The organism is Streptomyces sp. NPDC058663 (assembly GCF_042716745.1).
Lineage (GTDB): Bacteria > Actinomycetota > Actinomycetes > Streptomycetales > Streptomycetaceae > Streptomyces.
Genome location: NZ_JBHXRV010000036.1, coordinates 27,685 through 50,163, shown reverse-complemented (window position 1 = coordinate 50,163; position 22,479 = coordinate 27,685). Strand labels below are relative to the sequence as shown.

Genomic DNA, 22,479 nt, shown 5'->3' with positions numbered 1-22,479 from the left:
TTTTTGTTTGTGGTGTGGTGGGGTTTTTTTTTTTTTTATGCCCCGGGGTGGGTGGGGGGCGGGTGCGTTCGCCGCCCGGGGGGGGGGGGGGCGCCCGACGAGGCCGCCCCCATCGAGTGGGAGGAGCTGTACTACGCGGCGACGCTGCTCTATCTGGCGCGCCCCGGCGACTTCATCCTGCTGCACCTGATCACTTCGCTGTACGCCGTCGAGCACCTCTGCGCGGTCCTCCCCGCCGAGCAGCGGCAGTTCGCCGTCCGGTGCTTCTGGACCGGACTGCTCGGCATCGTCTTCTCCGGCGGCGACTTCCCCGAGCGCGCCAAACTCGCCAGTCTGCACGAGCTGTTCGCCGACGCCCGCGACACGGCGCCCGACGCGTATCTGGAGCAGGACTGGCGACAGACCGTCGCCCGCGCGGTGCTGGAGGAGGAAGAGCACAACCCCAAGCTCGTCCACGCGCTGCGCCAGGTGTGGCGGCGCGGCGACCGCCGGTCCCTCTACCGGGTCGCAGCCGCCCAGTTCACCGCGACCCCCGAACTCCCTCCCACCTTCGAAGCGCCCCCCACCGACTGAAAAGCCGCATGGTGACAGGAGAAACCCCTCACATGTCAGTCATTCCGACTCCCGCCGCCGCATTACCCGCGTTAGCCGCCGAGCCCGGCCGCGGCCGGGTGCACCTGCTGCCCCAGACCCGTCAGCTGCGTGCTCTGCACACCGTCGTACGTGACCGTGACGCCCGTCGCGAGGACTTCGTCCGGTACGCGCGCAGGATCATCCGCCTCCTCCTGGAACACGCCCTGGACCAGCTTCCGTTCGAGAAGCACCAGGTACGCACTCCGGTCGGCGAGAGCTACCCGGGCTTCACGTTCACATCGAAGCTGTGCGCGGTCCCCGTCATCAGGGCCGGGGAGAGCATGGAGGCAGAGCTGCGCGAGCTCCACCCCTCCATACGCATCGGCAAGATACTCATCCAGCGCGACAAGCAGACGAAACTGCCGCGGCTGTTCTACTCCCACCTCCCCTCCGACATAGCCGAGCGCCATGTGCTCCTCCTGGAGCCGATGCTCGCCACCGGAGGGTCGGCCAACGCGGCCATCGGAGTGCTGCTGAAAGCGGGCGTAGCCGAGGAGAACATCGTCCTCGTCGACTTCCTCGCCGCCCCCGAAGGCATCCGGGCCGTCCACGGAACGCACCCCCTCGTCCAGATCGTCACCTCCTCCATCGAGGAGCGGCTCAACGAGCACGCGTTCATGATCCCGGGCATCGGGGACTTCGGGGACCGCTACTTCGGCACCCCGGACGCCGGGGCGGTGCGATGAGCACCGTCTGCCAGGACATCGCGTGGGCGGGCGCCCCCGTTCGGGCCGGTGTCCACGCCGGGCTGCCGGACCTCCTCATCGAGCGCGCCCGATGCCGCCCCGACGCGGTCGCCGTCACCGGGCCCGCCGGGGGCCTGACGTTCCGGGAACTGGTGTGCGGCGCCGGCGGGCTCGCCGCCCGGCTGGCCGGGCTCGGCGTCGGCTCCGACGACGTCGTGGGCCTCTACGCCGAGCCCTCCCCCGGCCTGCTCACCGGGGTGTGGGGCATCCTCTTCGCGGGAGGCGCCTACCTTCCGCTCTCCCCCGAGTACCCGGACGACCGGCTGCGCTACATGATCGAAGACAGCCGCACCCGGGTCGTGGTGACCCAGGAGCACCTCGCCGGTGACCTCGCGCGGCTCGCCCCGCCGGGTACCCGGATCGTGTCGCTCGCGGACGCCGTCCCCACCGACGAGCTGCCGTCCGTCGGCTGGGGGCCCGATTCCCTCGCCTACGTCATCTACACGTCGGGCAGTACGGGCAGGCCCAAGGGCGTGATGGTCGAGCACCGGGCCGTCGTCTCCCAGCTGCGCTGGATGCACACCCACGGCCACCTCGGCGAGGGCACGGCGGTCCTGCAGAAGACTCCGATGAGTTTCGACGCCGCCCAGTGGGAGATCCTCGCCCCCGCGCTCGGCGGCCGGACCGTCACCGCCGCGCCCGGCAGCCACCGGGACCCCCAGGCCCTGCTGGCCGCCGTCATCGCCCACGAGGTCACCACCCTCCAGTGCGTCCCCACCCTGCTCCAGGCACTCATCGACACCGAGGGCCTGCGCCGGTGCACCACCCTGACCCGGCTGTTCTGCGGCGGGGAGGCGCTGACCAGGCAGCTGGCCCGGGCCTTCTTCGCCGAACTGCCCGGCGCCTCGTTGGTCAACCTGTACGGGCCCACCGAAACGACCATCAACGCCACCGCCCACGTGGTCGAACCCGAGGCGATACCCGAGGGTGCGGGCACCCTGCCCATCGGCACCCCCGTCGACAACACCCCCTGCTTCATCCTGGACGAGAACCTCGCCCCGACAGGCATCGGTGAGACCGGGGAGCTGTACATCGGCGGCACCCAGCTGGCCCGGGGGTATCTGCACAAGGACGAACAGACCCGCGCGCGGTTCGTACCGTCCCCGTTCAACCCGACGCAGCGCCTGTACCGCACGGGGGACCTCGCCCACTGGAATCCGGACGGCACCATCCAGTTCGCGGGCCGCGCCGACAACCAGGTCAAGCTCCGCGGTCACCGCATCGAGCTGGAGGAAGTGGCCACCGCCATCGAGCAGCACTCCTGGGTCCGCAGGGCTGCCGCGGTCGTGGTCGACGACGAGCGCACGGGACATCAGCAGCTGGTGGCGTGTGTGGAGCTCGATCCGAAGGAAGCCGCCCTGATGGACCAGGGGCACGACGCCGGCCACCACCGTTCCAAATCAGGAAAGCTCCAGGTCAAGGCGCAGCTCGCGGATGCCGGGCTGCGCCGCGCCGACGAGCTGGCCGGGCGTGCCGTGGTGGCGCTCGCGGGCTCCGGGGCCGCCGGGCCCCAGCGCGCGGCGGCCTTCGCCCGCAAGACGTACCGCTTCTACGAGGGTGGCCCGGTCGGCAAGGACGACCTGCTGGAACTGCTCGCGCCGGCCGCCGTCACCGGCCGCGGAGGCAGGACGCTCGACCTGGCCGGGCTCGGCGAAGTGCTGCGCTGGTTCGGTCAGTTCCACAGCGCGGGGCGGCTGCTGCCGAAATACGTGTACGCCTCGCCGGGCGCCCTGTACGCCACCCAGCTCTACCTGGAGACCGGGGGCGCGATCGCGGGCCTGGCCGCGGGGGTCTATTACCATCACCCCCGCACGCACACCCTGGTGCGGGTGGGCGACAGCGCTCTCGCTCCCACCGCCGCCCCGCTGGTGCACTTCTGCGGGCGCAGGAGCGCCATCGAACCGGTGTACCGCAACAACATCGACGAGGTCGTCGAGTTCGAGGCCGGGCACATGCTCGGCGTGCTCAGGGAAGTCCTCCCCCAGTACGGCCTCGACGTCCGGCCCTTCGGCCGTGCCCCGGCCACCAAGGCCCTCCTGGACGTCGCGGACGACGACCACTACGTCGGGACGTTCGCGCTTGTCCCGCACCACGACGCCGCCTCTCCCGACAGCGTCCCGTGCGACGGCGCCCCCGACGCCCACCCCGGCTCCGTGGAGTTCTACCTCCAGGTGCACCCGGGAGGGGTGGCGGGACTCGCCGCCGGGCAGTACCGCTACCGCGACGGCGGTTCGCTGGAGCCGGTCTGCGGCGAGCTGATCCTGCGCAAGCACGTCATCGCCATCAACCAGCGGGTGTACGACCGGGCCGCCTTCGGCATCAGCGCGGTGAGCCGGGGCGGCGCGCCGTGGCTCGCCTACGTGGAGCTCGGTGCGGCCCTCCACCGGCTCCAGCGCAATGACATCGGCATCGGCCTGATGTCCTCCGGTTACAGCTCGAGGTCCGGCCACCCGTTGCCTACGGCACGGCGCCTGGACACGGTCCTCGCCGACGCCGGACACGCCCCCGCCGATGCCTCGTACTTCTTCGTCGGCGGCCGGGTCAGCGAGGAGCAGATCCACAGCGAAGGCATGTACGAGGACACCGTCCACATGAAGGGGCCCGCCGAGCTCATCAAGGAAGAGCTCGGGCAGCTGCTGCCGGAGTACATGCTCCCGAGCCGGGTCGTCCTCCTGGACGCGCTGCCGCTCTCCGCCAACGGCAAGATCGACGCGCGGGCGCTCGCGGCCTCGGAGAAGGTGCGCGCACCCGCTCCGGACAGGCCGTACTCCGAGCCGTCCACCCCCACCGAGCGCCGGCTGGCCGAGGAGTGGCGGAAGGTGCTGAAGTACGAACGGGTCTCGGCGCACGACGACTTCTTCGCCTCCGGCGGCAACTCCCTCTCCGCGGTCGCACTCATCAACGCGGTCAACCGCAGGTACGGCACCCGGCTGCCGTTCCAGGTGATCTTCGAGTGCCCGCGGCTGTCCGAGCTCGCGGCGCGCGTCGACGGTGACGCCGATGCCTTTGTCGGCCGTCTGGTGCCGTTGCAGCGGGGTGACGCGAGCAGCCCGGTGTTCTGCTGGCCGGGGCTCGGCGGCTACCCGATGAACCTTCGCCCCCTCGCCCGCGAGGCCGCACAGGGCCGCGCCTTCTACGGTGTGCAGGCCCACGGTCTCAACCCCGGGGAGGATCCGTACGCCACGGTCCGGGAGATGGCCACCGCGGACCTCGCCGAGATCCGCGGGGCACAGCCGCACGGCCCGTACACCCTGTGGGGTTACTCCTTCGGGGCGCGGGTCGCCTTCGAGGCGGCCTGGCAGCTGGAGCAGGCGGGCGAGGAGGTGGCGCAGCTTCTGCTGATCTGCCCGGGCAATCCCAAGGTCCGCACGGCCGGGGCGGCGGCGCACGGCCGCAGCGCGTCGTTCACCGACCCGGGGTACGTCACCATCCTCTTCTCCGTCTTCACCGGCACCATCAGCGGACCCGGACTGGAACGCTGCCTGAGCAGGACGCGCGACGAGGAGAGCTTCACCGCCTGCGTACGGACGGCGGTCCCCGGGCTGGATCCGGAGATGATCCGCCGGGTCATCCACCTGGTCGGCTCCACCTACGAGTTCGAGTACAGCTTCCGCGAACTGGCCGAACGCCGGCTGCGGGCCCCGGTGACCGTCTTCAGAGCCCGGGGCGACGACTACTCCTTCATCGATTCCCGCTCCGGCTACGCCTCCGAGCCTCCGGCAGTGGTGGACCTTGCAGGGGATCACTACGGAGTGCTCAAGGAACCCGGGGTCGCCGAGCTGGCACAGGCCATCCGGTCCTCCTCCGCAGGTTCGACGGACTCCTCACGCTCGATGGCCTCCGCACGCCCGGCGGACTCCACACGCTCGATGGCCGCCGCACGCTCGACGGACTCCGCAGGCTGACGAAAGGTCTTGCCATGCCCCACCTCACCATCAAGCACTTTCCGAAGACCTTCACCCAAGACCAGGAACGCGAGCTCGCCGACGCACTCACCACGCTGATCGCGGCACGCTTCGGCACCTCCCCCGGGGCCGTGTCCATCGCCCTGGAAGCCGTCGACCCGAAGGACTGGCAGACCTCCGTCTACGCACCCGAGATCGACGGCCGCAGCTCCACGCTCCTGAAGTATCCCGACTACGAACAGAAGTGACGAGGAATCAGATGTCGCCACACCCCGCCCTCCCGCCCCGCTCCGCCCCGCACACCCCCATCCCGCTGGTCTACTCCGACGAGGTCGCCGAAGCCCTCCACGCGGGAGACCCGGTGGTGGCCCTGGAGTCCAACGTCATCACCCATGGCCTCCCCTACCCCGACAACGCCGCCACCGCCCGCAAGGTCGAGGCCGCCGTCCGCACGGGGGGCGCCGTCCCCGCGACCATCGGCGTGGACGAAGGGCGCCTGCTCATCGGGCTGAGCGAGGACGACATCGAGCGTTTCGCGTCCACGCCCGGCATTCCCAAGGTGAGCAGCCGGGATCTGCCCGTGGCCCTCGCCCGGGGCGGTAAGGGCGCCACCACGGTGGCCTCCTCGCTGGTCGCAGCCGAACTGGCGGGCATCCCGTTCTTCGCCTCCGCGGGAATCGGCGGGGTGCACCGGGGCGCCCAGACGACGATGGACATCTCCTCCGACCTGGTGCAGTTCACCCGCAGCAAGGTGGCGGTGGTCTGCGCCGGAGCGAAGAACATCCTCGATCTGGGGCTGACGATGGAGTACCTGGAGACCCAGTGCGTGCCGCTCCTGTCGTACCGCTCGGACGACTTCCCGGCGTTCTACTGCGCGTCGAGCGGCATCCGCAGCCCGCACCGGATCGATGACGAGGAGGTCATCGCGCGGGTGATCGAGAACCACTGGGCAACCGGCAGCAACAGCTCCGTCGTCATCACGACACCGCCGCGCCCACAGGACGCGGTGGACAGCGAGATCGCCGAGGCGGCTCTGCGGGAAGCCCTGGCGGACGCCGAGCGGGACGGGGTCCGGGGCAACGCACTCACCAAGTACCTGATGCGGGCGATCGACAGGACGACCGGGGGACGGACCTCGCAGGCGAACATGGCGGTTCTGATCAGCACGGCCGAGACCGGCGGACGTCTCGCGGCAGCCCACGCGAAGCTGCGCCGGGAAGCCGCCGCCCGGTGAGGTGCACCTCCGCGCCGATCCCGCCCGCGCCGCCCACCTCCTGTGCGTCCGGCTGGTCCTGACCTGAGGTCAACCGCGGCGGACGGACCAGGCCGCAGTTCCTTTCCGCAGGTGCCCTCTCACCATTACCGATTTCGCAGGCTCCGCAAGGGGGCTCTTGGCCTCACGGACCCGGCATGACTTCCCCCTTGTCAACCATGACCCGGGGGGTGTCACCGGGCCCGGAGGCGCTGACTGACCGCTGCTCAAGGGTTCATTCGGTGTCGAGTACCTTTGAGGTCATCCGCGCTGTCGGGTGCGGGAGTAGTGGCGCCTGGCGCGATCCCGGTTGCCGCAGTCTGCCGAACTGCACCAGCGACGGGTCCCGCTCCGGGAGCGGTCGAGGAAGAACCAGCCGCATCCGGGGCCCTCGCAGCGCCGGACCCGGCTCACGCCGTCCCCGCTCAGCAGATCCTCCGCGCGCAGCGCCAGCAGATGGCGAAGGTCGCCGAGACGGTCCAGGCCGGATTGCCACCGCAAGGGAAAGGTTGGCGGCAGTGTGGCCTGCGCGCGCGCCAGCACCAGGGCCTCGCGCAGTGCCTCCCACTCCCCGGCGGGCGGTGTTTCGTCGTCGACGAGCGCGTCCAGGATCGACCAGAGGGTAGCGCGCAGGCCCACGAGTGCCGCGGTCGCGGCCTCGGGCGCGGCATCCGCCGTCTCGGCCCGGAGCAGCCCCTCGGCGCGGTCGGCGGTGAGCAGTCCGGTGGCGACAGCCCAGTGCACCCACGCCTCGGGGCCCTGGACGCGGTCGACTGTACGGGCGGGGTCCAGGCGCCAGGCGACGGTGTTGACGAAGTCGAGTACCGGATGGCCGCCCACGAGTGGCATGCCGGAGTCGTGAGGACTTCCCGATGCGCCAGGGGCGCGGAGAACCGGTTGCTTACTCATCACGCCTTCATCGTACTCATTTTTCTAACAGCCATAAGAGGACTTACTTGTTAGGCTTCGAGACATGGACAGTCCACGATCAGCGAAAGCCGCCGTCTCGCCGCGAGCGCGCTTCCTCTCCGGACTCAAGACCGGGTCCGGGTTGGCGGCCGCTTCCTTCCTCCTCGCCGTCAGCTTCGGTGCGATCAGCGCCTCGCAGGGCTGGGGGTATCTCGCGCCTGTGGTCTGTTCCATGGCCGTGTTCTCGGGGTCGGCTCAATTCGCCCTGCTGGCGACCCTGGGCTCCGGCGGCGGCCTCGTCGGCGCTGTGACATCCGCGGCACTGATCAACAGCCGGTTCATACCCATGGGCATTGCCGTCGCCTCGGACCTGCGCGGCGGCCGGTTCCGCCGCGCTCTCGAAGGCCAGACGGTGGTCGACGGATCGTGGGCCGCCGCCCATCTCGGCGGCGGACGGTTCGACCGTTACCTGCTCTTCGGCGCCACCGCGATCCAGTGGCCCGCCTGGGTCGCGGGCACCGCCCTGGGAGTCGTGGTCTCCCCTCACCCAGATCTCCTGCACCGGCTCGGACTGGACGTCCTCACCCCAGCGCTTTTCGTCGCGCTCCTCTTCGGCGAAGTCCGCCGGGAACGGATCAACCGGCTGCCGGCCGTACTCGGTGCCGTGCTCGCGGCCGGCCTGATCGTCTTCCTCCCCGCCGGGCCCGCCCTTGTGGGTGCGGCGCTCGCCGCCCTCGTCGCCCTCTTCAGGGCACCCGCCCAGCCGACGGCCCGCCCCGAAGAAACCGAAGGGACGGACAGGGCCGAAGAGGCTGACAAAGAGTCCGCCCACTCCGACGAGGAGGCCGCACGATGACTCTCTGGCTCGCTATCGGCGCCGTCGCCGTCCTCAGCTTCACCTGCAAGGCCTTCGGCCCCGCCCTGTTCGGCGGGCGCACACTGCCCCCACGAGCACAGGCGGTAATCGCCCTCACGGCCCCCGCCCTACTCGCCGGCTTCATCACCGTGGACGTACTGGGCCCCCACTGGAACACCCTGGACCTCACCGTGATCGCCGGGCTCGCGGTAGTACCGCTGCTCCTCTGGCGCCGAGCCCCGCTCCCTGTCGCCCTGATCGCCGCCGTCGCCGTGACGGCACTCCTGCGCCTCTAGTACGCGCGCCGCCAGGCCCAGCGCCGAACGCCGGGCCAGCTCCTTCTGACCCCGGCCGGCGCTCGAGAGGGGCCGTGTCCGCGTGGCATGAATCTATGCACGGGGGGCCGCAGCAGTCCTTCTGCAGCCGCACTCCGCGGACTGCGGTCCGCCCGGCCGCGAATCCCCTGCCAGGTGACAGAGGGTGCGGCGCGGGCACCCTCGCAGGTACCCGCTCTCACCACGGGCGACCTCGTCAGTGCAGCTGCTGGGGCGGGGCAGTGGCCCGTGCCGGGCGAGCAGCGCTCCCAGGTCGACACGGCCGCGTTCTTTGCCCACTCCCTCTGCTCCATCGCTGCCGTCACCGCGCCACCGGGGCGCGGTTCAGGCAATCCAGGTACTGGCAAGCGAAGCGGAGCACTTCTCGACGACATGGCCGACGGCCTGCACGGGGCGATGCCACCGCCGACCGCCCTCGGGGGAGGACCTCGGCGGGCGAGCGGGCCCGGCGCTCGGTCAGCCAGGCGCGGCCCGGCCCGACGGTGCTGGCAGCGGAGGCCACCCGATTGATGGGGAAGTTCCAGCACACCTGCGACGCCCTGCAGACCACCGCCGACGGCCGACCGGAACGAGGCGTAAAGAAAAGCTAAGAGCCATGCGCATTCATGGCCGGAGGCGGGGCACATGAACGAACGCAACGAACGGCCCTGGCCGCGGCAACGCCGGCGTCAGGAAACCGCTGGTGAACTGCTCAACGGTGCAAGCACCGCATTCGGATAGATCGGACACTCCATGCTTATTCTCGGCCTCATTCTCCTCATCGTCGGCCTGCTGGTGCCGATCCCGCTCCTGACGACCATCGGCGGCATCCTTCTCGTGGTCGGCGCCATCCTGTGGATCCTCGGAGCCACGGGCCGCGCGGTCGGCGGACGCAAGCACTACTTCTAAGCCGCCGGCACACCACAGGACCTGCCCCAGACTGGATGCTCTCCGAGGGCAGCCCACACCGAGAGCCTCCGTCTCGCGCACCTCCCCCCGCCTCACGTTCCACGACAGCCCCCTCAGCGCTGCATGTGCGCAGGGGGCTGTCGCTTTTCCGTTGCTGCACAGCGGGCGGGCGCGAACCCACAGCTTCCAGCGGACATCGGACAGGTCACCTGGCTACGCACAGCGTTCCGCCATGACTTCGGCATGCCGCCGCCCGAAGGCGTGCGCCCAGGCGTACGTCGTGCGGAATCCAAGCGCGGAACAGACCGGGGCGTGGAACAGACCGGGGCGCCCTGTAATGAGACAGCCGTACGCAGCTCGCCTCCGCGCAAGAGGAAAACGGCCTCCTAGAGGCGGCAGCTGATCTCCATTCCGTCCTCCACGGGAAACGTGACGCTCTGGTAGCCGTTGCGGGGGTCGCGGACGTAGTCGAGGTAGGGCGCGAGGTCCTCGAGGTCGACGTCGTCGGCGACGACGAGGGTGCCGGGCGCGAGGCGTGGTTCGAGGAGACGCAGGACGGGCAGGCACAGGTCCTTCCAGCCGTCGAGGAGGACGAAGTCCGCGGAGCCGGCGACTGCGGCAAGGGTGTCGCGGGCATCTCCTTCGAGGATGGTGATCAGGTCGTCCAGCCCCGTCTCGGCGAACGTCCGGCGGGCGGCCGCGATCTTGGCGGCGCTCAGCTCGGTACTGATCACCCGCCCCGCCCCGTTGTCGCGCACCGCAGCGGCGAGATGGAGCGTGGAGATGCCGAAGGACGTGCCGAACTCGACGACGGTGGCGGGGCGGACGGCCCGAATCAGGTTGTAGAGGAGGCGGCCGCCCTGGGCGGAAATCGGCATGTACACCTCCGCTTTGGCGTCGGCCTGTTCTTGCGGACCGAGGGGCCCGGAACCCTGGGGCCACGCCGCCCGGACTCGCCTGCTGACTGCCTCGTCCTGCTCGGCATGCCGGAACAACCGGTCGAGGGCGGAGGCGACGCGGGGGTCTTCGAGGGTGCTGGTGGGTGTCATTAATCTAGACTAGACGCACCGTTGCGTATTTTCTAGAAGTTCTGGCCTACGCTGGCCCCAGGAGGCAGAAATGCAACGAGGAACTACGGCCGCCGCGGCGGCCGGGCCGGAACCGGCGGCACGCCATCACGGCAACAGGCACGGCCGCAGCGAACGGGCCCGGCAGGCCGTGCTGGAGGCGGCCGATGACCTCCTGGTCGAGAAGGGCTTCGCCGGCGTCACCATCGAGGGCATCGCCGCCCGGGCGGGTGTCGCCAAGCAGACTGTCTATCGCTGGTGGAAGACCAGGACCGACATCCTCCTGGACGCCTTCCTCCAGGATGCGGCCGAAGCCCTGACCCCGCCGGACCACGGCGACCTGGCGTCGGACCTGCGCGCCCACCTGCGCCAACTGGCCATGTTCCTCACCCGGTCCGACGCGGGCGCCGTCTTCAAAGCCCTCATCGGGCACGCCCAGCACGATCCCGCGTTCGCCGCCGCCCTGCGGTCCGGGTACCTCGACGAACAGTGCCGTCGCGACCGGCTTCCGCTGGAACGAGCGGTGGAACGCGGCCAGCTCACCCCCGGACTCGACATCGCGGCGGAGATGGACCAACTCGTGGGACCGGTCTACCACCGCGTCCTGATGACGGCGGAACCCGTCGACCAGGCTTTCACCGACCGTCTCGTCGAGGCGTTCCTGCACCGCGCAGACGTAACAGACGACGCAGGAGAGAGGGGAAGCAGATGACTCTGAAGGCAGGCCAGCGGGTGGTGCTGGCAGCGGACACCCGGCTGACCGATTCGGCCGAGGTGTCGGGGATCGTCATCGGTTTCCTGTCCCTGGCGGCGGGCACCGGCGGGACCGTCGAGCAGGTGGTCGGCCACCAGGACGAGAGCGACGACGTACGGGAGTACGAGCGGCTCAAATCCCTGCTCGACGCCTACGGGCGCGAGATGCCCACGGAGAGCAGGAGGCAGCTCGAAGGGAAGGTCGGCTCCCTGGAACCCGCGTGGACCGCCTTCCAGGAACGCGCGCCTCGCGTGAGCGTGCGGGTCCGCTTCGACAACGGATTCATCCTCGACGGCGCCGGCGAGGACGTCTTCGTCCCTGCTTGAGGGCCCGTCCCGGGTCAGGGCGGTGGCCGACGGCGGTGCTCGCGCCAGCGGGCCCACAGCTCGCTTGGGATGCGCGGCGAGGGGTTGGGCTCGACGGGCCACCGTTCGGCCCGGGCGGAAGGACCGGCCTGAGGTAAGACTGCCCCCTGGTCCCCACGGCGCACAGGGGTTCACACCCGGGGAGGTCCGCACGCCCGACGCGCAAGGTGAAGGGGACACGATGGTGGCGGGACCAGCACGCTCCGCATGCCGCCGTCTTCTGGTGCGCCGGGTGCCCGCGCCGAGAAGATGGTGCGCACACCATGGTGCGGTGGCGGGCGAGGGCGGCGCACCACGATGCACACCGGTGCGGCGGCCAGGAGTGGACGACGCCGTCGGCGCGCGCGACATCCTGCATCGTCGGCATCGGGCGCGCGCCCATGCCGGACGTACCGCTCCACCGGCCGGTGTCAGGAGGCGATGCGTTCGCCGGACGGATCGGCGAGCACGATCTGGACGTGCGGCGGGCCGTACTTGCGGGCTTTGGAGGCCATTACGGCGTTGGGTGCAGCCTTCGGCCCAGGGACCTCGCCGAGTGGTGCGGAGTGGCCCATCAGGCCAGGTGTTGGCGCAACCAGTGGTCGAGGGTGGCGAAGTCCTCGTCCGTCATGCCGCGCCGGGCATCGACGCGGTGCAGGAGGGACTGGCCCGGGCGGCGTGCTTCCATCCAGTTCCGGTCGGTGTCTGTAATTTCGTCATCGACCCAGGCGAAGGGCCGCCCGTTTGCCCAGCGGAGGAGGTCACGGGTCTTCCAGTGGAGCCGGTCCTGCTCGTCTTCGTCGGAGGGCTCGGACCAGTTCACTACGGGCAGTTCCGGCAGACCCAACCACGGAGCGAGGCATTCGTTCGCGTCGGACATCCACGTGGTGGCCCACACCAGCTCGCATGGCAGCGCCATCAGCCGGGGGCCGTGCGCAGGATTGACCCTGGCGATGAGCGGGTTGGCGCCTCCCTCGATGTGGCGCCCGGCCCGGTAGGTCGGGTACCCGTCCGGAAGCTGTTGCCGAGTTGCCCCGAAGGGAACGAGTGGGCCGTCGACGTCCAGAAAGAGAAGGGGCAGCGTAGAGCCGGTCACGTCTGCACGGTAACGGTGTTCAGGCCGGCCCGGCAGCGGTCCGCCTCGTCTCCCGGCAGGATGCCGGGGAAACGAGGAGTTACCGGCCGCGAGTTGCCGGTCCGCGCCGTTCGCCCGCGCGACCGTGTGCGGCGGTGCTTGGCCGAGGTGTGCTCACACCGGGGCGAGTGGTCTCAGGGACCGCTCGGGCGAAGTCCCTAGCGCTCCCCGGGACCGCTCAGGCGAAGTCCCGACGGCGGCCCGCCCTGGTCGTGAGCAGGTAGAGCGGGGGCAGAACGGCTGTTGTGCACACCACCCACAGGGCTGTGTGCGTTCCCGCGTACGTGGCGAGCAGACCTGCCGTGAGCGCGCCGACGGGCTGGGCGCCCCACGAGACGAAGCGGACGGTGGCCATGACGCGGGAGAGAAGTTCGGGCGGCGACTGTGTCTGGCGGTAGGTGCGCGTGGTGATCGAGCCGATGACGACGCCGAACGCGAAACCGGCATTGCCCAGGGCGAACCAGTACGCGTCCGCGGCGGTCGTGGTCAGCGGGATCAGGGCTGCGGCAGCGGCGCCGCCTGCCAGTGAGGCCCCGACGACACCGCGCGCGGTGCCGAACCGCCGGGTGATCCGTACCGCCACCGCGGATCCGGCGAGTGCGCCCACTCCGTCCATGGCGAGCAGCAGGCCGAGTTGGGCGGGCGACAGCCCGGCCTCGCGGACCAGGTAGAGAGGGGTGAGGGCGATGAGCGCGGCGCAGACGAAGTTGGTGGCTGTCGCCCAGAGCATGCAGGGCATCATGACCGGGTGCCGGGTTACGTACCGCCAGCCCTCGCGGATCTGGCGCAGCGCGCCGTCGCCGGTGCGGGGCGCGGGGCGGCGCTCGGGGAGGGTGCGCAGCAGTATGGCGGAGGCGAGGTAGCTGCCGGCGTCCACCAGGAGCGCGCCGACCGGGCCCGCGGCCTGGACGAGGAGGCCGCCTGCGGAGGGGCCGCCGGTCTCGGTGACAGCGCCCGTGCCGGACATGAGGCTGTTGCGCGCAGCGAGTTGCTGTGCCGGGACGACGGCGGGCAAGAAGGTTGAGTTGGCTATGTCGAAGAGGACGGTGCAGGCTCCGGTGACCAGCGCGGCGAGCAGCAGGTGCACGTAGGTGAGCCCGTCGAACCACCAGGCCGTCGGCAGGGAGCCGAGGGCGGCGAACCGAAGCAGATCCAGGGTGACCTGGAGTCGGCGCAGCGGTACGCGCTGGGCAACCACTCCGGCCGGAAGGCTGAGTAACAGCCAGGAGATCTGACCGGCGGCGGCGAGCAGGGCGGCCTGGAGGGCGGTGGCGTCAAGGACGGTCAGGGCGATCAGGGGCAGGGCGAGTGCGGTGACGGCGGTGCCTGCGTGGCTGACGGTGGAAGCGGCCCAGAAACGCCAGAACTGGGCGGAGGGGGCGTAGGGGGCGGGGGGCGCGTGCGGGGTGTGCGGGCCGGGACGGATCTGCCCTGGGGCCGTCGGGGTCTCGCTCATGAGGTGCCCTTCTCCAGCGGGCTCAGATGAGTCTCTTTTGGGAACTCACTTGTACAGCTGAGTTTCTATCGGGAACTCACCTCATGGCGCAAGATGGTTCCGAAGACCCGTCGCTGTATCCGCACGACGGCTGCATCCGTATCGGTACGTTGCGTCCGCAGGACAGGAGATCCATGGCCAGGGCCGTTCCCGAGCGGGATGCCGACTGTGCGATCGCGCAGACAGCGGCGGTGATCGGCGACTGGTGGAGCCTGCTTCTGGTGCGGGAGACCGCGCGCGGGCACCACCGGTTCGACACGCTCCTGACTGAGCTGGGGATCTCCCGGAAAGTGCTGACCGAACGCCTCGCACTGCTGGTGGAGGCGGAGGTTCTGGAGAAGGTGCCGTATCAGAGCGGCCCGGTACGGTACGAGTACCGGCTCACCGAGCGGGGGCGGGGGCTGCTGCCCGTACTGCTGTCGATGCAGGACTGGGCGGACCGCTGGGTGCTGGGCGACGGCTCACTGAGCGGCACGGCCGACGAGGCGAGCGCCGAGGCGCGGCGGGTGGCGGACCTGGTGGGCGAGCGCCTGCCGTACATCGAACTGCCGGGGCACGTGGACGGGGCTCCGCTGGACCCGGTGGCGGACGGGCCCACGGCCACCGTCCTGTTCTGCTATCCGGCGACCGGCCGCCCGAGCCCGCTGCCGGACGGCTGGGCCTCCATCCCGGGAACAGTCGGCTGCACGCTGGAGAACCGGCTGTTCCGCGAGGCGTACGAAGACTTCCGGGCGGCGGGTGCGGAGGTGCGCGGCGTGAGCACCCAACGCCCGGACGAACAGCGGGCGTTCGCGGTCGAGGAGGGCCTCCCCTTCACCCTCCTCTCCGATGTCGACCTCCGCCTCTCGGCGGCCCTGCGCCTGCCGGTGTTCCGTGCCGGGCAGGCGCTGCGGCTGAAGCGGGCGGTGCTGGTCGTGGACCGCGACCGCGTGGTACGCCATGCACGCTTCCCGGTGACGGATATTCCGGGGGCGGTACGGGAGGCACTGCACGCCGTACAAGAGGCCCGTTGACCGCCCGGTAGAGGGGGCCTTTCGCGAGATCCGGGGCACTGACTACGGCAGTAGGAACCGCTGACCCCGCAGCCGTACCCCATGTGCGTCTGCCGGCCGGGAGTTGCTCCCAGCGCTGAGGCCCCGAGAGGCATCTCCACGACGGTCGCGTACGCCCGGATCGCCGCACCTACTGAGACGCCCTGGTAGCCATGCGCGTTCGGGCCAGGGGATCAGCTGTCCAGTGAGAGGGCGTTCTTGGCGTGCGCGACGGATTCCTCCGAGGCGGGTCCACCTGGATTCTCGGTGGCCAGTGCCTGGTTGAGGGTGACGAAGGGGCGCATCCGCCGCTCGTAGCGCACATACGCGATGCGGTGGTCGCCCTTGGCCTGGGCGAGGCAGTCGGCCAGTACGTGGGCGCCCACGAGGGCCAGGCTGGTGCCCTGCCCGGAGAGGGGGGAAGGACAGTAGCCTGCGTCTCCGAGCAGGGTCACCCGGCCCCGCGACCACGGGTCCATGCGGATCTGAGCCATGGCGTCGCAGTAGAAGTCGGGCGCCTTGCGGGCAGCGTCGGCCAGGCGAGTCCCCTCCCATCGCATCGACGCAAGCTTGTCCACAACGAACTGCCGAAGGGCGGCGCCGTCGCGGAGCTCGGGGGAAAGAGGTGCGGACTCGAAGCCGAAGGCGATCCTGAGTTCGGTGTTGCCTCGTACGGGCATGATGCCGAAACCCATGCCGCCGTCCCGCAGCCACATCTGCCAGTTGTCCAGGGCAAGGAAGTTGTCCGCGCTGAAGACCGAGAGGTAGCTGCCCAGGTGGGTGGCGACATGCTCCTCCGGGCCGAAGGCCAGGCGACGGACAGCTGAGTGGAGGCCGTCCGCCCCGACCACGAGGTCGAAGGTGCGGGGCGGCCCGTGCGCGAAGTCGACGCGCACGCCGCTCTCGTCCTCGTCGAGTGCGGTGATGCTGTCACCGAAGAGATACTCGACGTCTGCGCGCGTGTGTTCGTAAACCATGCGTACCAGGTCCTCGCGCAACACCTCGAGGTCTTCGCTGTCGAGCCGTCCGCTGCTGAAGGTCGCCTCGGTGGAGCGGTCGACCTCGTGACCGTCGGGGGCGAGGATCGACATGCCGCGCATCCGGGTCCGTACGACCCTTGCCTGCTCCAGCAGGCCCATCCGCTCGACGACTTCGAGCGCGACGCCGCGGATGTCCACCGCCTGGCCGCCCGGGCGTTGGCCCGCGGCGCGTTCGACGACGGTGGGCGCGAAGCCATGACGCCGCAACCAGTAGGCGAGGACGGGCCCGGCGATTCCGCCGCCGGAGACGAGTACGGTCTGCATGACAAGGTCCTCCAGTGCTCTTACGGTGTACGCGCTCTGAACTTACGGCGTACGCACCCTCCTTCCAACTGGCCGTTTACCGGGCCTGTACTAGCTCAGCCGGGGTGCTTCCGGTGTTTCCGATGCTACTCTCTGCACTAGTACAGGAGAGGGAGGCGGCAGGACGTGACGAAGGCCACAGGAGTCGGCGGCGATCCGCCCTATCTGCGCATCGTCGCCGCCATCAGGCAGCGCATCGCGGACGGGGAACTCGCCCCTGGAGACCGAGTTCCCTCGACCCGGCAGATCGCCGGCGAGTGGGGGGTCGCGCTCGCCACTGCCACCAAGGCGCTGACCACCCTGCGGCTTGAGGGGGCTGTCCTGGCCCGGCCCCGGATCGGCACGGTCGTCGCGGGAACGGCCCCCGCCGCGCCTGCCCGCAGGCGTCCCTCACCTGCCCCGGACCCCGGGCAGGAGCAGGAGCATGAGCAGGAGCTGAGCGTCGACCGGATCGTCCGCACGGCCATCGACATCGCTGATGCCGAAGGGCTGTCGGCGCTCTCCATGCGCGGCGTTGCCGCACGGCTCGGCGTCGCCGCCATGTCGCCCTACCGGTACGTCCCCAGCAAGGACGACCTCATTCTCCGCATGGCCGACACCGCATTTGGTGAGGAGTCCTACCCCGCCGACGCCCCCGAGGAGTGGCGCTCGCGCATCGAACTGGGGGCTCGGACCCTCTGGACTCTGTACCGCAAGCACCCGTGGCTGGCCCAGATCGGCTCTCTCACCCGCCCTCTGCTCGTGCCCAACCTGATGGTCCACGGCGAGCGGATGCTGCGAGCCCTGGACGGCCACGGACTCGATCCCACCAAGCTGTTCGACATCCACGTCCTGCTCTACAGCCACGTCCAGGGCCTGGCCGTGCACCTGGAGCTGGAAGCGAGCGCCGAAGCGGCCACGGGCCAGTCGGAGGACCAGTGGATGGACAGCCGCACCACCGCCCTCCAGGCATTGGTGGAATCCGGCCGATTCCCGACCTTCGCCAAGGTCGTCGGAAGCTTCGAGGACGGCTATGACCTGCGCCTCGACGCACTCTTCGAATTCGGCCTCGGAGCGCTCCTCGACGGCTTGGCCCCCCTCATCGAAGGTCAGGATGCTGCCGCGTAGGCACAGGAACGAGTTCATCGAGGGCCGGATCCATGCCTCCTTCGCGCCGTCGGGGCACCTGGCGGCTACGCGGAGGGGCCGTGGGTCGCCTGGCCGGCTACGCAGCCGGCCCGGCCGGGAGGACATGGCAGGACGGCCCCGAACGGTCACGACATCCACACCGTTGACCAAACCGAGCCCAGTGCCGGACGACCGGCGCGGCGGAGGCCCGGGGCCCTACGGCCACACGACCTCGTCGTCCCGAACCACCAAGGGCTCGTACTGGCGGGAGTCGTAGAACCTGGTCCAGCCCAGGTGAACCGCACCGGTGGAGGAACGGTGCCGGTCATCGGCCTGGGCAGCCAGCCACTTGAGCAGTTCACCCGTGAGGTCGAACTCGTCGGGGTGGATCTCCTGCCGAACAGTCATGACCCATTGCCCGTGGCGGGAGTCCTCGGCGCGCAGCAGCACGGCGACAAGCGCTTCGTCCACCTTCCACGCCTCACCGTGTCGGCCGAGCAGGGGCACGGGGTGGTTCTCCAGGACGGGTTCGCCACAGTCGTCCTCCACCACAACCAGAAACGAGGTCACGATGCGGAGGGTCTCCGGTGCGTCGCCGAGCCCGAGATGCCATCGAAGCTCGGCTATCTCTTCGTCCGACAAACCTTCCCGCAGGTTCAGGGCGAGGGAGAGTTCAAAGATGTCAGCCATGGCGCGCCAAGCTATCGCCTCGGTACGACTCCCCCACCAGCGACGTAGCTGCCCAGGGCGGGGCCCGTCGTACGGTGCCTGCCCCATTCCTTGCTGAACGCCCGAGCAGGCGCGGCGGCGGCCGACAGCTGGATCGGGGGTCACGGGGCGCGGAGTTCACGCCACGGAGCGCCGGTCCGCAACCGCTGCTGCAACTCCGCTGATCAGCTGCTGGTGACCCCGGCACAGCCGCCCGCAGCTGCTCACGACCACCCACAGCCGCCCACGCACTGCAGCATGGGAACAAACCGTTCCCATGCTGCATCCGTGCGCTCACCACGACCGGCCACAGGGTCACTTGCCAGAGAGGACCTGGTGGCTCGGCTCAGGCCCGGTCAGGCCTGCTGGCTCGCCTTCCGGCGGCGTACGACGAACACCGCACCCGCGCCGAGCACGATCGCCGCGCCCGCCGCGAGGGCGATCTGCGTGGTGCCCGAGGAACCTGTGGCGGCGAGGTTGCCCGCGTCGGTGGTCACCGGGGTGGTGTTGGCGTTGCCCTGCGGGACCGGGACGTTGGTCTTGTCCGTGACCGGGGTGGGCTTGGAGTCAGGGACCTTGCCGGGGTTGCTGCCCGCGGCGAGGATCGAGAACTGGTACTCCGTCAGCTCGTTGCTGCCGCAGGAGCCGTTCTCGTTGTAGTAGTCGCCGGCCGCGAAGGCGATGCCCTCGGCTGCCGGGGCCTTCTTGTCGACCGTGAGGCGCAGCTTCAGGTCCGCGGACTTTCCGGCAGCCAGGTTGGTCACGGTGCCCGCGTACTCGGCCTCCTTGACGTCCTTCCAGTCGGAGGAGCCTGCGGCGGCGGCCTGCAGGTGCAGCATGCCGCTGATGTCGTTGAAGTCGTTCTTGTCGGCGCCGTAGACCACGGCGAACGGCTTGACCTCGTCGATCTTCTTGTCCGTGCCGTTGGTGACGCGCAGGGTGAAGTCCACCGTCGAACCGGCGACGACCTTGCCCGGCAGGCCGACCAGCGTGGTGCTGAGCTTCGCCTCGATCTTGCAGTCGTCGACGGGGGGCTCGGTCGGGTCGACCGGAGGCTTCGTCGGGTCCACCGGCGGCTTGGTCGGGTCGACCGGGGGCTTGGTGGGGTCGACCGGAGGCTTGGTGGGGTCGACCGGAGGCTTCGTCGGGTCCGGAGTACCGGCCTCCGCCTTGGCCTTGTCGTACGCCTTGACCGCGTCGTCGTACGTCTTCTTCGTCTTGGTCTCCCACTCGGCCGCGGGCCCGATGGCCGCGATCAGCTGGGCGTGCGCCTTACCGAAGGCACCTTCGGAGAACGAGACGGTCCGGTACGCGTCGGACCTGGCCGCGGCGGCGGCGGTGTACTTGTCCTGCGCCGTCTGGACGGCTTCCTTGGCCTTGGTGACCTCTGCCTCGGGGGTACCCTCGGGCAGCTTGGCGAGGTCCTCCTTGGCCTTCTTCAGCGCCGCGTCGGCCTCGGTCGCCGCGGTGTCCGCAGCCTTGGCCTCCGCCCTCAGCTTGTCCAGGGCCTTCCGCTCGGGGCTGTCGGCCTTCAGCATGTCCTCGGGGGCCTTCCGCGCCGCGGCGTGCGCGGTCACGGCGGCGTCGTATGCGGCCTTGGCTTCGGTGACGGCCTTGGCGAGCGCCTCCAGTTCAGCCGGCGTCGGCTTCGGCTTCTGATCCTGGACCTGACCCGCCGGTACCGTGTCCGCGGCGAACGCGGCGGTGGCCGACAGGAGCAGCACGGGCGTGGTGACGGCGGCGGCAACAGCCGTCGCGAGCGTGCGGCGTATCTTCACGCGGGCCCTTTTCTGGGAAGGGGGTCTCCGGTCGCAGAGACCCCGAAGAGAGAAGCAAGCACAAGATGTGGGTGCGCCGGTGCGGAGTGATGCCTCACGCAGGCGGCGGTCCCGAGATCGTACGACCGGGAAGCGGGCCGGAGAAGGAAGAATTCGCAGCCTCCGGGGGCTCTGACCGCCACCTGCCCGGACAAACGCGGGCAATGAAGACAGTTGCCCACGGGGCGTGTGTTTTCTCTGTGACGTGATTCACGGTGCTGGTGAAGTGGGCGCGGAGAGCTGTTGCGACGGCCTCCATGTCTGCGCGCGCGGCGGTGTGTGAGCCCGTGCACGCGCTCGTACGAACTTCCGGACCGCGGCCCCGGGCATGGCCCTCGGCCTCATGAGCACCACCGCCGGTCGACTGTGCGGCACCGTGCCCGGCAGACACCACTGCGCCCACCACTCCCTCAACTCCCTTTCGCGGATGGAGACTGCGGGTCTACGAAGGTCATGGCGTGAGGTGCGCCGGGAACGGGTCTGTCGTGGGGCTGCTGCTCAGAGGTGACTCCCAGGAGGGGGCATGTCCGGATCGTCTCTCCAGGTGGGCAAGCAGGTGTTTCGCCGTGGCGGAGGCGGTGTCCTGCGGTGCGCGGGTCGCAGTCAGGGCGATGGTGATCCTTGCCGGGGCTGCCTCCGGAAGGTCCGGGTCGGTCAGGAAGGGAAGGAGCAGCAACAGGCGGGCGGCTGGGTCCTGTACGCCTTCGGCCGTCGTGGACGGGTGGTCGGCGATGCGGACCAGCCCGTCCCATGTGAGGCCGGTCCCCGAGAAGTCTGCTTCCCAGGCGGCAATCCGTCGGGCAGAACTTCCGCCCGGTCGGGTGAGGAGGTAGCCGGTGCCGTAGTCGCCCACCTGGTTGCGGTAGATCACCACAGCTCCGGGGCCGCCTTCGGCCGGCACTCGGAACGCCGGCCAGTGTGCGGGATCGAAGAGGACCTCGGACATGGCATCGGCATCCGTGCCGTCATCGCCGAAACACTCCGGCGCCGGCCGCTCGGCACATGCCCCGTCACCGCACATCGCCAGGAGGTGGTTCGTCCAGAAGCCCGGGCGGGCCAGCAGTGATTCGCCCGCCACCAGCGGGCCTTCGTCGCATCCGTTGATCAGCACCCTCGGATCCTGTCACCGGGCGCTGACACGGACCGATCCGGGAGCAGCACGGGGCGCGCCCTGTGACGGGACAGGTCCGGGAAGCGTCCCCGACCCTGGAAACGGTCGGTCCACCTGGTGGAACCCCGCCGGCGGGGAGCGGCGAGCGCGGCGTCGAGAAGGGTTCGCGGCGGTGGCGAAAAGGGCTCCTCCGGGGAACCGACTCCTCTCAGGTGCTGTCTGACCGTCCGTACAGGTTGTGCCCCGATGAATTGGAGTTGTTCCGGATGGTCCCTCGCGTTCGTGCACTGCTGTTGACCGCCCTGCTGCTGGTGACAGGTGTGCTGGTGTCTTCCACGCCTGCTGCTGCGGTCATCGGCGGATCGAAGAGCACCTACGGTCCGTGGGCGGTGCGGATGCTCGTCGACGGACAGCCCGCTTGCACCGGCACCGCGGTCGGCCCCCAGTGGATCCTCACCGCCGCCCACTGCTTCTTCGAGCAGGGGCAGCCCGTCGCCGACAAGCGGATCGCCTTCAAGGTCGGCAGCCTCGACATGCGCAAGGGCGTCACCGTGCGCCCGCTGCCCGGCAAGCGTGTGGACAGTGCGCAGGCCGACATGATGCTCGTCAAGGTTCCGGCGATGAAGGTCGGCACGGCGCGCCTGGCGACCGCCGGCGTCCGCCCCGGGCAGGCCGTCCGGCAGTACGGCTGGGGCGCCACCTGCGAGAACGACGAGGGTGCCTGCCAGTCCCCCGTGCTCAAGCAGTCCGACTTGAAGGTGGTGCGGGCCGGCGATCCCCGGTGCGCGCGCAGCACCGGTCCCGGCGGGACGGACTTCTGCATGGAGAAGGTGACCGGGATCCCCGCCGGCGGCGACTCGGGCGGTCCGGTGATGAGCATCGCCCCGCACGGCGAGGAAGTCCTCCTCGGCGTCTTCAACGGCTCCGACCGCGAGAGGTTCGCCGAGGCAGGAGAGGTCTCACGGGAGCTCGCCTGGATCCGCCGGGTGATTGGCCAGTAGGCCATTGGCCAGTAGGCCCCGCACGGGGGTGGCGTACGACCG

The 22,479-nt window shown here is 70.1% G+C and carries 22 protein-coding genes; 13 read left to right on the top strand and 9 right to left on the bottom strand.

What is annotated here, in order from left to right:
- From ACFWVV_RS25215 to ACFWVV_RS25195, 5 genes are all read left to right on the top strand, one after another.
- The coding region (locus tag ACFWVV_RS25215) for a questin oxidase family protein (RefSeq protein ID WP_384422802.1) at positions 1 to 573 on the top strand (573 nt) is incomplete at its 5' end.
- 98 nt (positions 574 to 671) lie between these two features.
- The gene (gene upp / locus ACFWVV_RS25210) at positions 672 to 1,319 is read left to right on the top strand and encodes a uracil phosphoribosyltransferase (protein ID WP_384354294.1); all 648 of its coding nucleotides are present in this window, start codon (positions 672 to 674) and stop codon (positions 1,317 to 1,319) included.
- Complete coding sequence (locus tag ACFWVV_RS25205) at positions 1,316 to 5,284, top strand: amino acid adenylation domain-containing protein (RefSeq protein ID WP_384354218.1); 3,969 nt, start codon at positions 1,316 to 1,318, stop codon at positions 5,282 to 5,284. The genes upp and ACFWVV_RS25205 overlap by 4 nt, the downstream gene beginning before the upstream one ends.
- A gap of 14 nt (positions 5,285 to 5,298) precedes the next feature.
- On the top strand, positions 5,299 to 5,532 hold the full coding sequence (locus ACFWVV_RS25200; RefSeq protein ID WP_384354216.1) for a tautomerase family protein: 234 nt from the start codon (positions 5,299 to 5,301) through the stop codon (positions 5,530 to 5,532).
- Positions 5,533 to 5,543: 11 nt separating this feature from the next.
- On the top strand, positions 5,544 to 6,518 hold the full coding sequence (locus ACFWVV_RS25195; RefSeq protein ID WP_384354214.1) for a pseudouridine-5'-phosphate glycosidase: 975 nt from the start codon (positions 5,544 to 5,546) through the stop codon (positions 6,516 to 6,518).
- 279 nt (positions 6,519 to 6,797) lie between these two features.
- On the opposite strand, the gene ACFWVV_RS25190 is transcribed toward ACFWVV_RS25195, so the two are convergent.
- Positions 6,798 to 7,385 (bottom strand): CGNR zinc finger domain-containing protein, encoded by a 588-nt coding sequence (locus ACFWVV_RS25190; protein ID WP_384354212.1) that lies wholly within the window; start codon positions 7,383 to 7,385, stop codon positions 6,798 to 6,800.
- A gap of 124 nt (positions 7,386 to 7,509) precedes the next feature.
- Here ACFWVV_RS25190 and ACFWVV_RS25185 point away from each other — a divergent pair, with 124 nt between their 5' ends.
- From ACFWVV_RS25185 to ACFWVV_RS25175, 3 genes are all read left to right on the top strand, one after another.
- Positions 7,510 to 8,301 carry an AzlC family ABC transporter permease gene (locus ACFWVV_RS25185; RefSeq protein WP_384354210.1) on the top strand — a complete coding sequence of 264 codons (792 nt, stop codon included), beginning with the start codon at positions 7,510 to 7,512 and terminating at the stop codon, positions 8,299 to 8,301.
- Positions 8,298 to 8,597 carry an AzlD domain-containing protein gene (locus tag ACFWVV_RS25180; RefSeq protein WP_384354208.1) on the top strand — a complete coding sequence of 100 codons (300 nt, stop codon included), beginning with the start codon at positions 8,298 to 8,300 and terminating at the stop codon, positions 8,595 to 8,597. Before ACFWVV_RS25185 ends, ACFWVV_RS25180 begins: the two co-directional genes overlap by 4 nt.
- A 771-nt stretch (positions 8,598 to 9,368) precedes the next feature.
- Positions 9,369 to 9,524 carry a DUF6131 family protein gene (locus ACFWVV_RS25175; RefSeq protein ID WP_384354206.1) on the top strand — a complete coding sequence of 52 codons (156 nt, stop codon included), beginning with the start codon at positions 9,369 to 9,371 and terminating at the stop codon, positions 9,522 to 9,524.
- A 386-nt stretch (positions 9,525 to 9,910) separates the two neighbouring features.
- Here the strand turns inward: ACFWVV_RS25175 and ACFWVV_RS25170 are convergent, their stop codons facing one another.
- A complete protein-coding gene (locus ACFWVV_RS25170) occupies positions 9,911 to 10,573 on the bottom strand; it encodes an O-methyltransferase (RefSeq protein WP_384354204.1) in 663 nt (220 codons plus the stop codon).
- A 70-nt stretch (positions 10,574 to 10,643) separates the two neighbouring features.
- On the opposite strand from ACFWVV_RS25170, the gene ACFWVV_RS25165 reads away from it, so the two are divergent.
- Both ACFWVV_RS25165 and ACFWVV_RS25160 read left to right on the top strand, forming a co-directional pair.
- Positions 10,644 to 11,303 carry a TetR/AcrR family transcriptional regulator gene (locus ACFWVV_RS25165; protein ID WP_384354202.1) on the top strand — a complete coding sequence of 220 codons (660 nt, stop codon included), beginning with the start codon at positions 10,644 to 10,646 and terminating at the stop codon, positions 11,301 to 11,303.
- Entirely contained in the window at positions 11,300 to 11,671 is a 372-nt protein-coding gene (locus ACFWVV_RS25160) for a hypothetical protein (protein WP_384354200.1), read from the top strand. Before ACFWVV_RS25165 ends, ACFWVV_RS25160 begins: the two co-directional genes overlap by 4 nt.
- 449 nt (positions 11,672 to 12,120) lie before the next feature.
- Here the strand turns inward: ACFWVV_RS25160 and ACFWVV_RS25155 are convergent, their stop codons facing one another.
- The 3 genes from ACFWVV_RS25155 to ACFWVV_RS25145 form a co-directional block, all read right to left on the bottom strand.
- Positions 12,121 to 12,264: a hypothetical protein gene (locus ACFWVV_RS25155; RefSeq protein ID WP_384354198.1), complete on the bottom strand. Its 144-nt coding sequence runs from the start codon at positions 12,262 to 12,264 to the stop codon at positions 12,121 to 12,123.
- The gene (locus tag ACFWVV_RS25150) at positions 12,264 to 12,785 is read right to left on the bottom strand and encodes an HAD domain-containing protein (RefSeq protein WP_384354196.1); all 522 of its coding nucleotides are present in this window, start codon (positions 12,783 to 12,785) and stop codon (positions 12,264 to 12,266) included. The genes ACFWVV_RS25155 and ACFWVV_RS25150 overlap by 1 nt, the downstream gene beginning before the upstream one ends.
- Before the next feature lie 217 nt (positions 12,786 to 13,002).
- On the bottom strand, positions 13,003 to 14,280 hold the full coding sequence (locus ACFWVV_RS25145; protein WP_384354195.1) for an MFS transporter: 1,278 nt from the start codon (positions 14,278 to 14,280) through the stop codon (positions 13,003 to 13,005).
- A gap of 173 nt (positions 14,281 to 14,453) precedes the next feature.
- On the opposite strand from ACFWVV_RS25145, the gene ACFWVV_RS25140 reads away from it, so the two are divergent.
- The gene (locus ACFWVV_RS25140) at positions 14,454 to 15,332 is read left to right on the top strand and encodes a winged helix-turn-helix transcriptional regulator (protein ID WP_384354292.1); all 879 of its coding nucleotides are present in this window, start codon (positions 14,454 to 14,456) and stop codon (positions 15,330 to 15,332) included.
- A 212-nt stretch (positions 15,333 to 15,544) separates the two neighbouring features.
- Here the strand turns inward: ACFWVV_RS25140 and ACFWVV_RS25135 are convergent, their stop codons facing one another.
- A complete protein-coding gene (locus ACFWVV_RS25135; protein ID WP_384354193.1) occupies positions 15,545 to 16,654 on the bottom strand; it encodes an FAD-dependent monooxygenase in 1,110 nt (369 codons plus the stop codon).
- A gap of 165 nt (positions 16,655 to 16,819) precedes the next feature.
- On the opposite strand from ACFWVV_RS25135, the gene ACFWVV_RS25130 reads away from it, so the two are divergent.
- Positions 16,820 to 17,800 carry a TetR/AcrR family transcriptional regulator C-terminal domain-containing protein gene (locus ACFWVV_RS25130; protein WP_384354191.1) on the top strand — a complete coding sequence of 327 codons (981 nt, stop codon included), beginning with the start codon at positions 16,820 to 16,822 and terminating at the stop codon, positions 17,798 to 17,800.
- 216 nt (positions 17,801 to 18,016) lie between these two features.
- Here the strand turns inward: ACFWVV_RS25130 and ACFWVV_RS25125 are convergent, their stop codons facing one another.
- From ACFWVV_RS25125 to ACFWVV_RS25115, 3 genes are all read right to left on the bottom strand, one after another.
- Positions 18,017 to 18,490 carry a hypothetical protein gene (locus ACFWVV_RS25125; protein ID WP_384354189.1) on the bottom strand — a complete coding sequence of 158 codons (474 nt, stop codon included), beginning with the start codon at positions 18,488 to 18,490 and terminating at the stop codon, positions 18,017 to 18,019.
- 374 nt (positions 18,491 to 18,864) lie between these two features.
- Positions 18,865 to 20,286, bottom strand: coding sequence for an LPXTG cell wall anchor domain-containing protein (locus tag ACFWVV_RS25120; protein WP_384354187.1), 1,422 nt, complete (start codon positions 20,284 to 20,286; stop codon positions 18,865 to 18,867).
- A 490-nt stretch (positions 20,287 to 20,776) separates the two neighbouring features.
- Positions 20,777 to 21,436 (bottom strand): hypothetical protein, encoded by a 660-nt coding sequence (locus ACFWVV_RS25115; protein ID WP_384354185.1) that lies wholly within the window; start codon positions 21,434 to 21,436, stop codon positions 20,777 to 20,779.
- Between the two features lie 266 nt (positions 21,437 to 21,702).
- Here ACFWVV_RS25115 and ACFWVV_RS25110 point away from each other — a divergent pair, with 266 nt between their 5' ends.
- Complete coding sequence (locus ACFWVV_RS25110) at positions 21,703 to 22,437, top strand: S1 family peptidase (RefSeq protein ID WP_384354183.1); 735 nt, start codon at positions 21,703 to 21,705, stop codon at positions 22,435 to 22,437.
- The last annotated feature ends 42 nt before the right edge of the window (positions 22,438 to 22,479 follow it).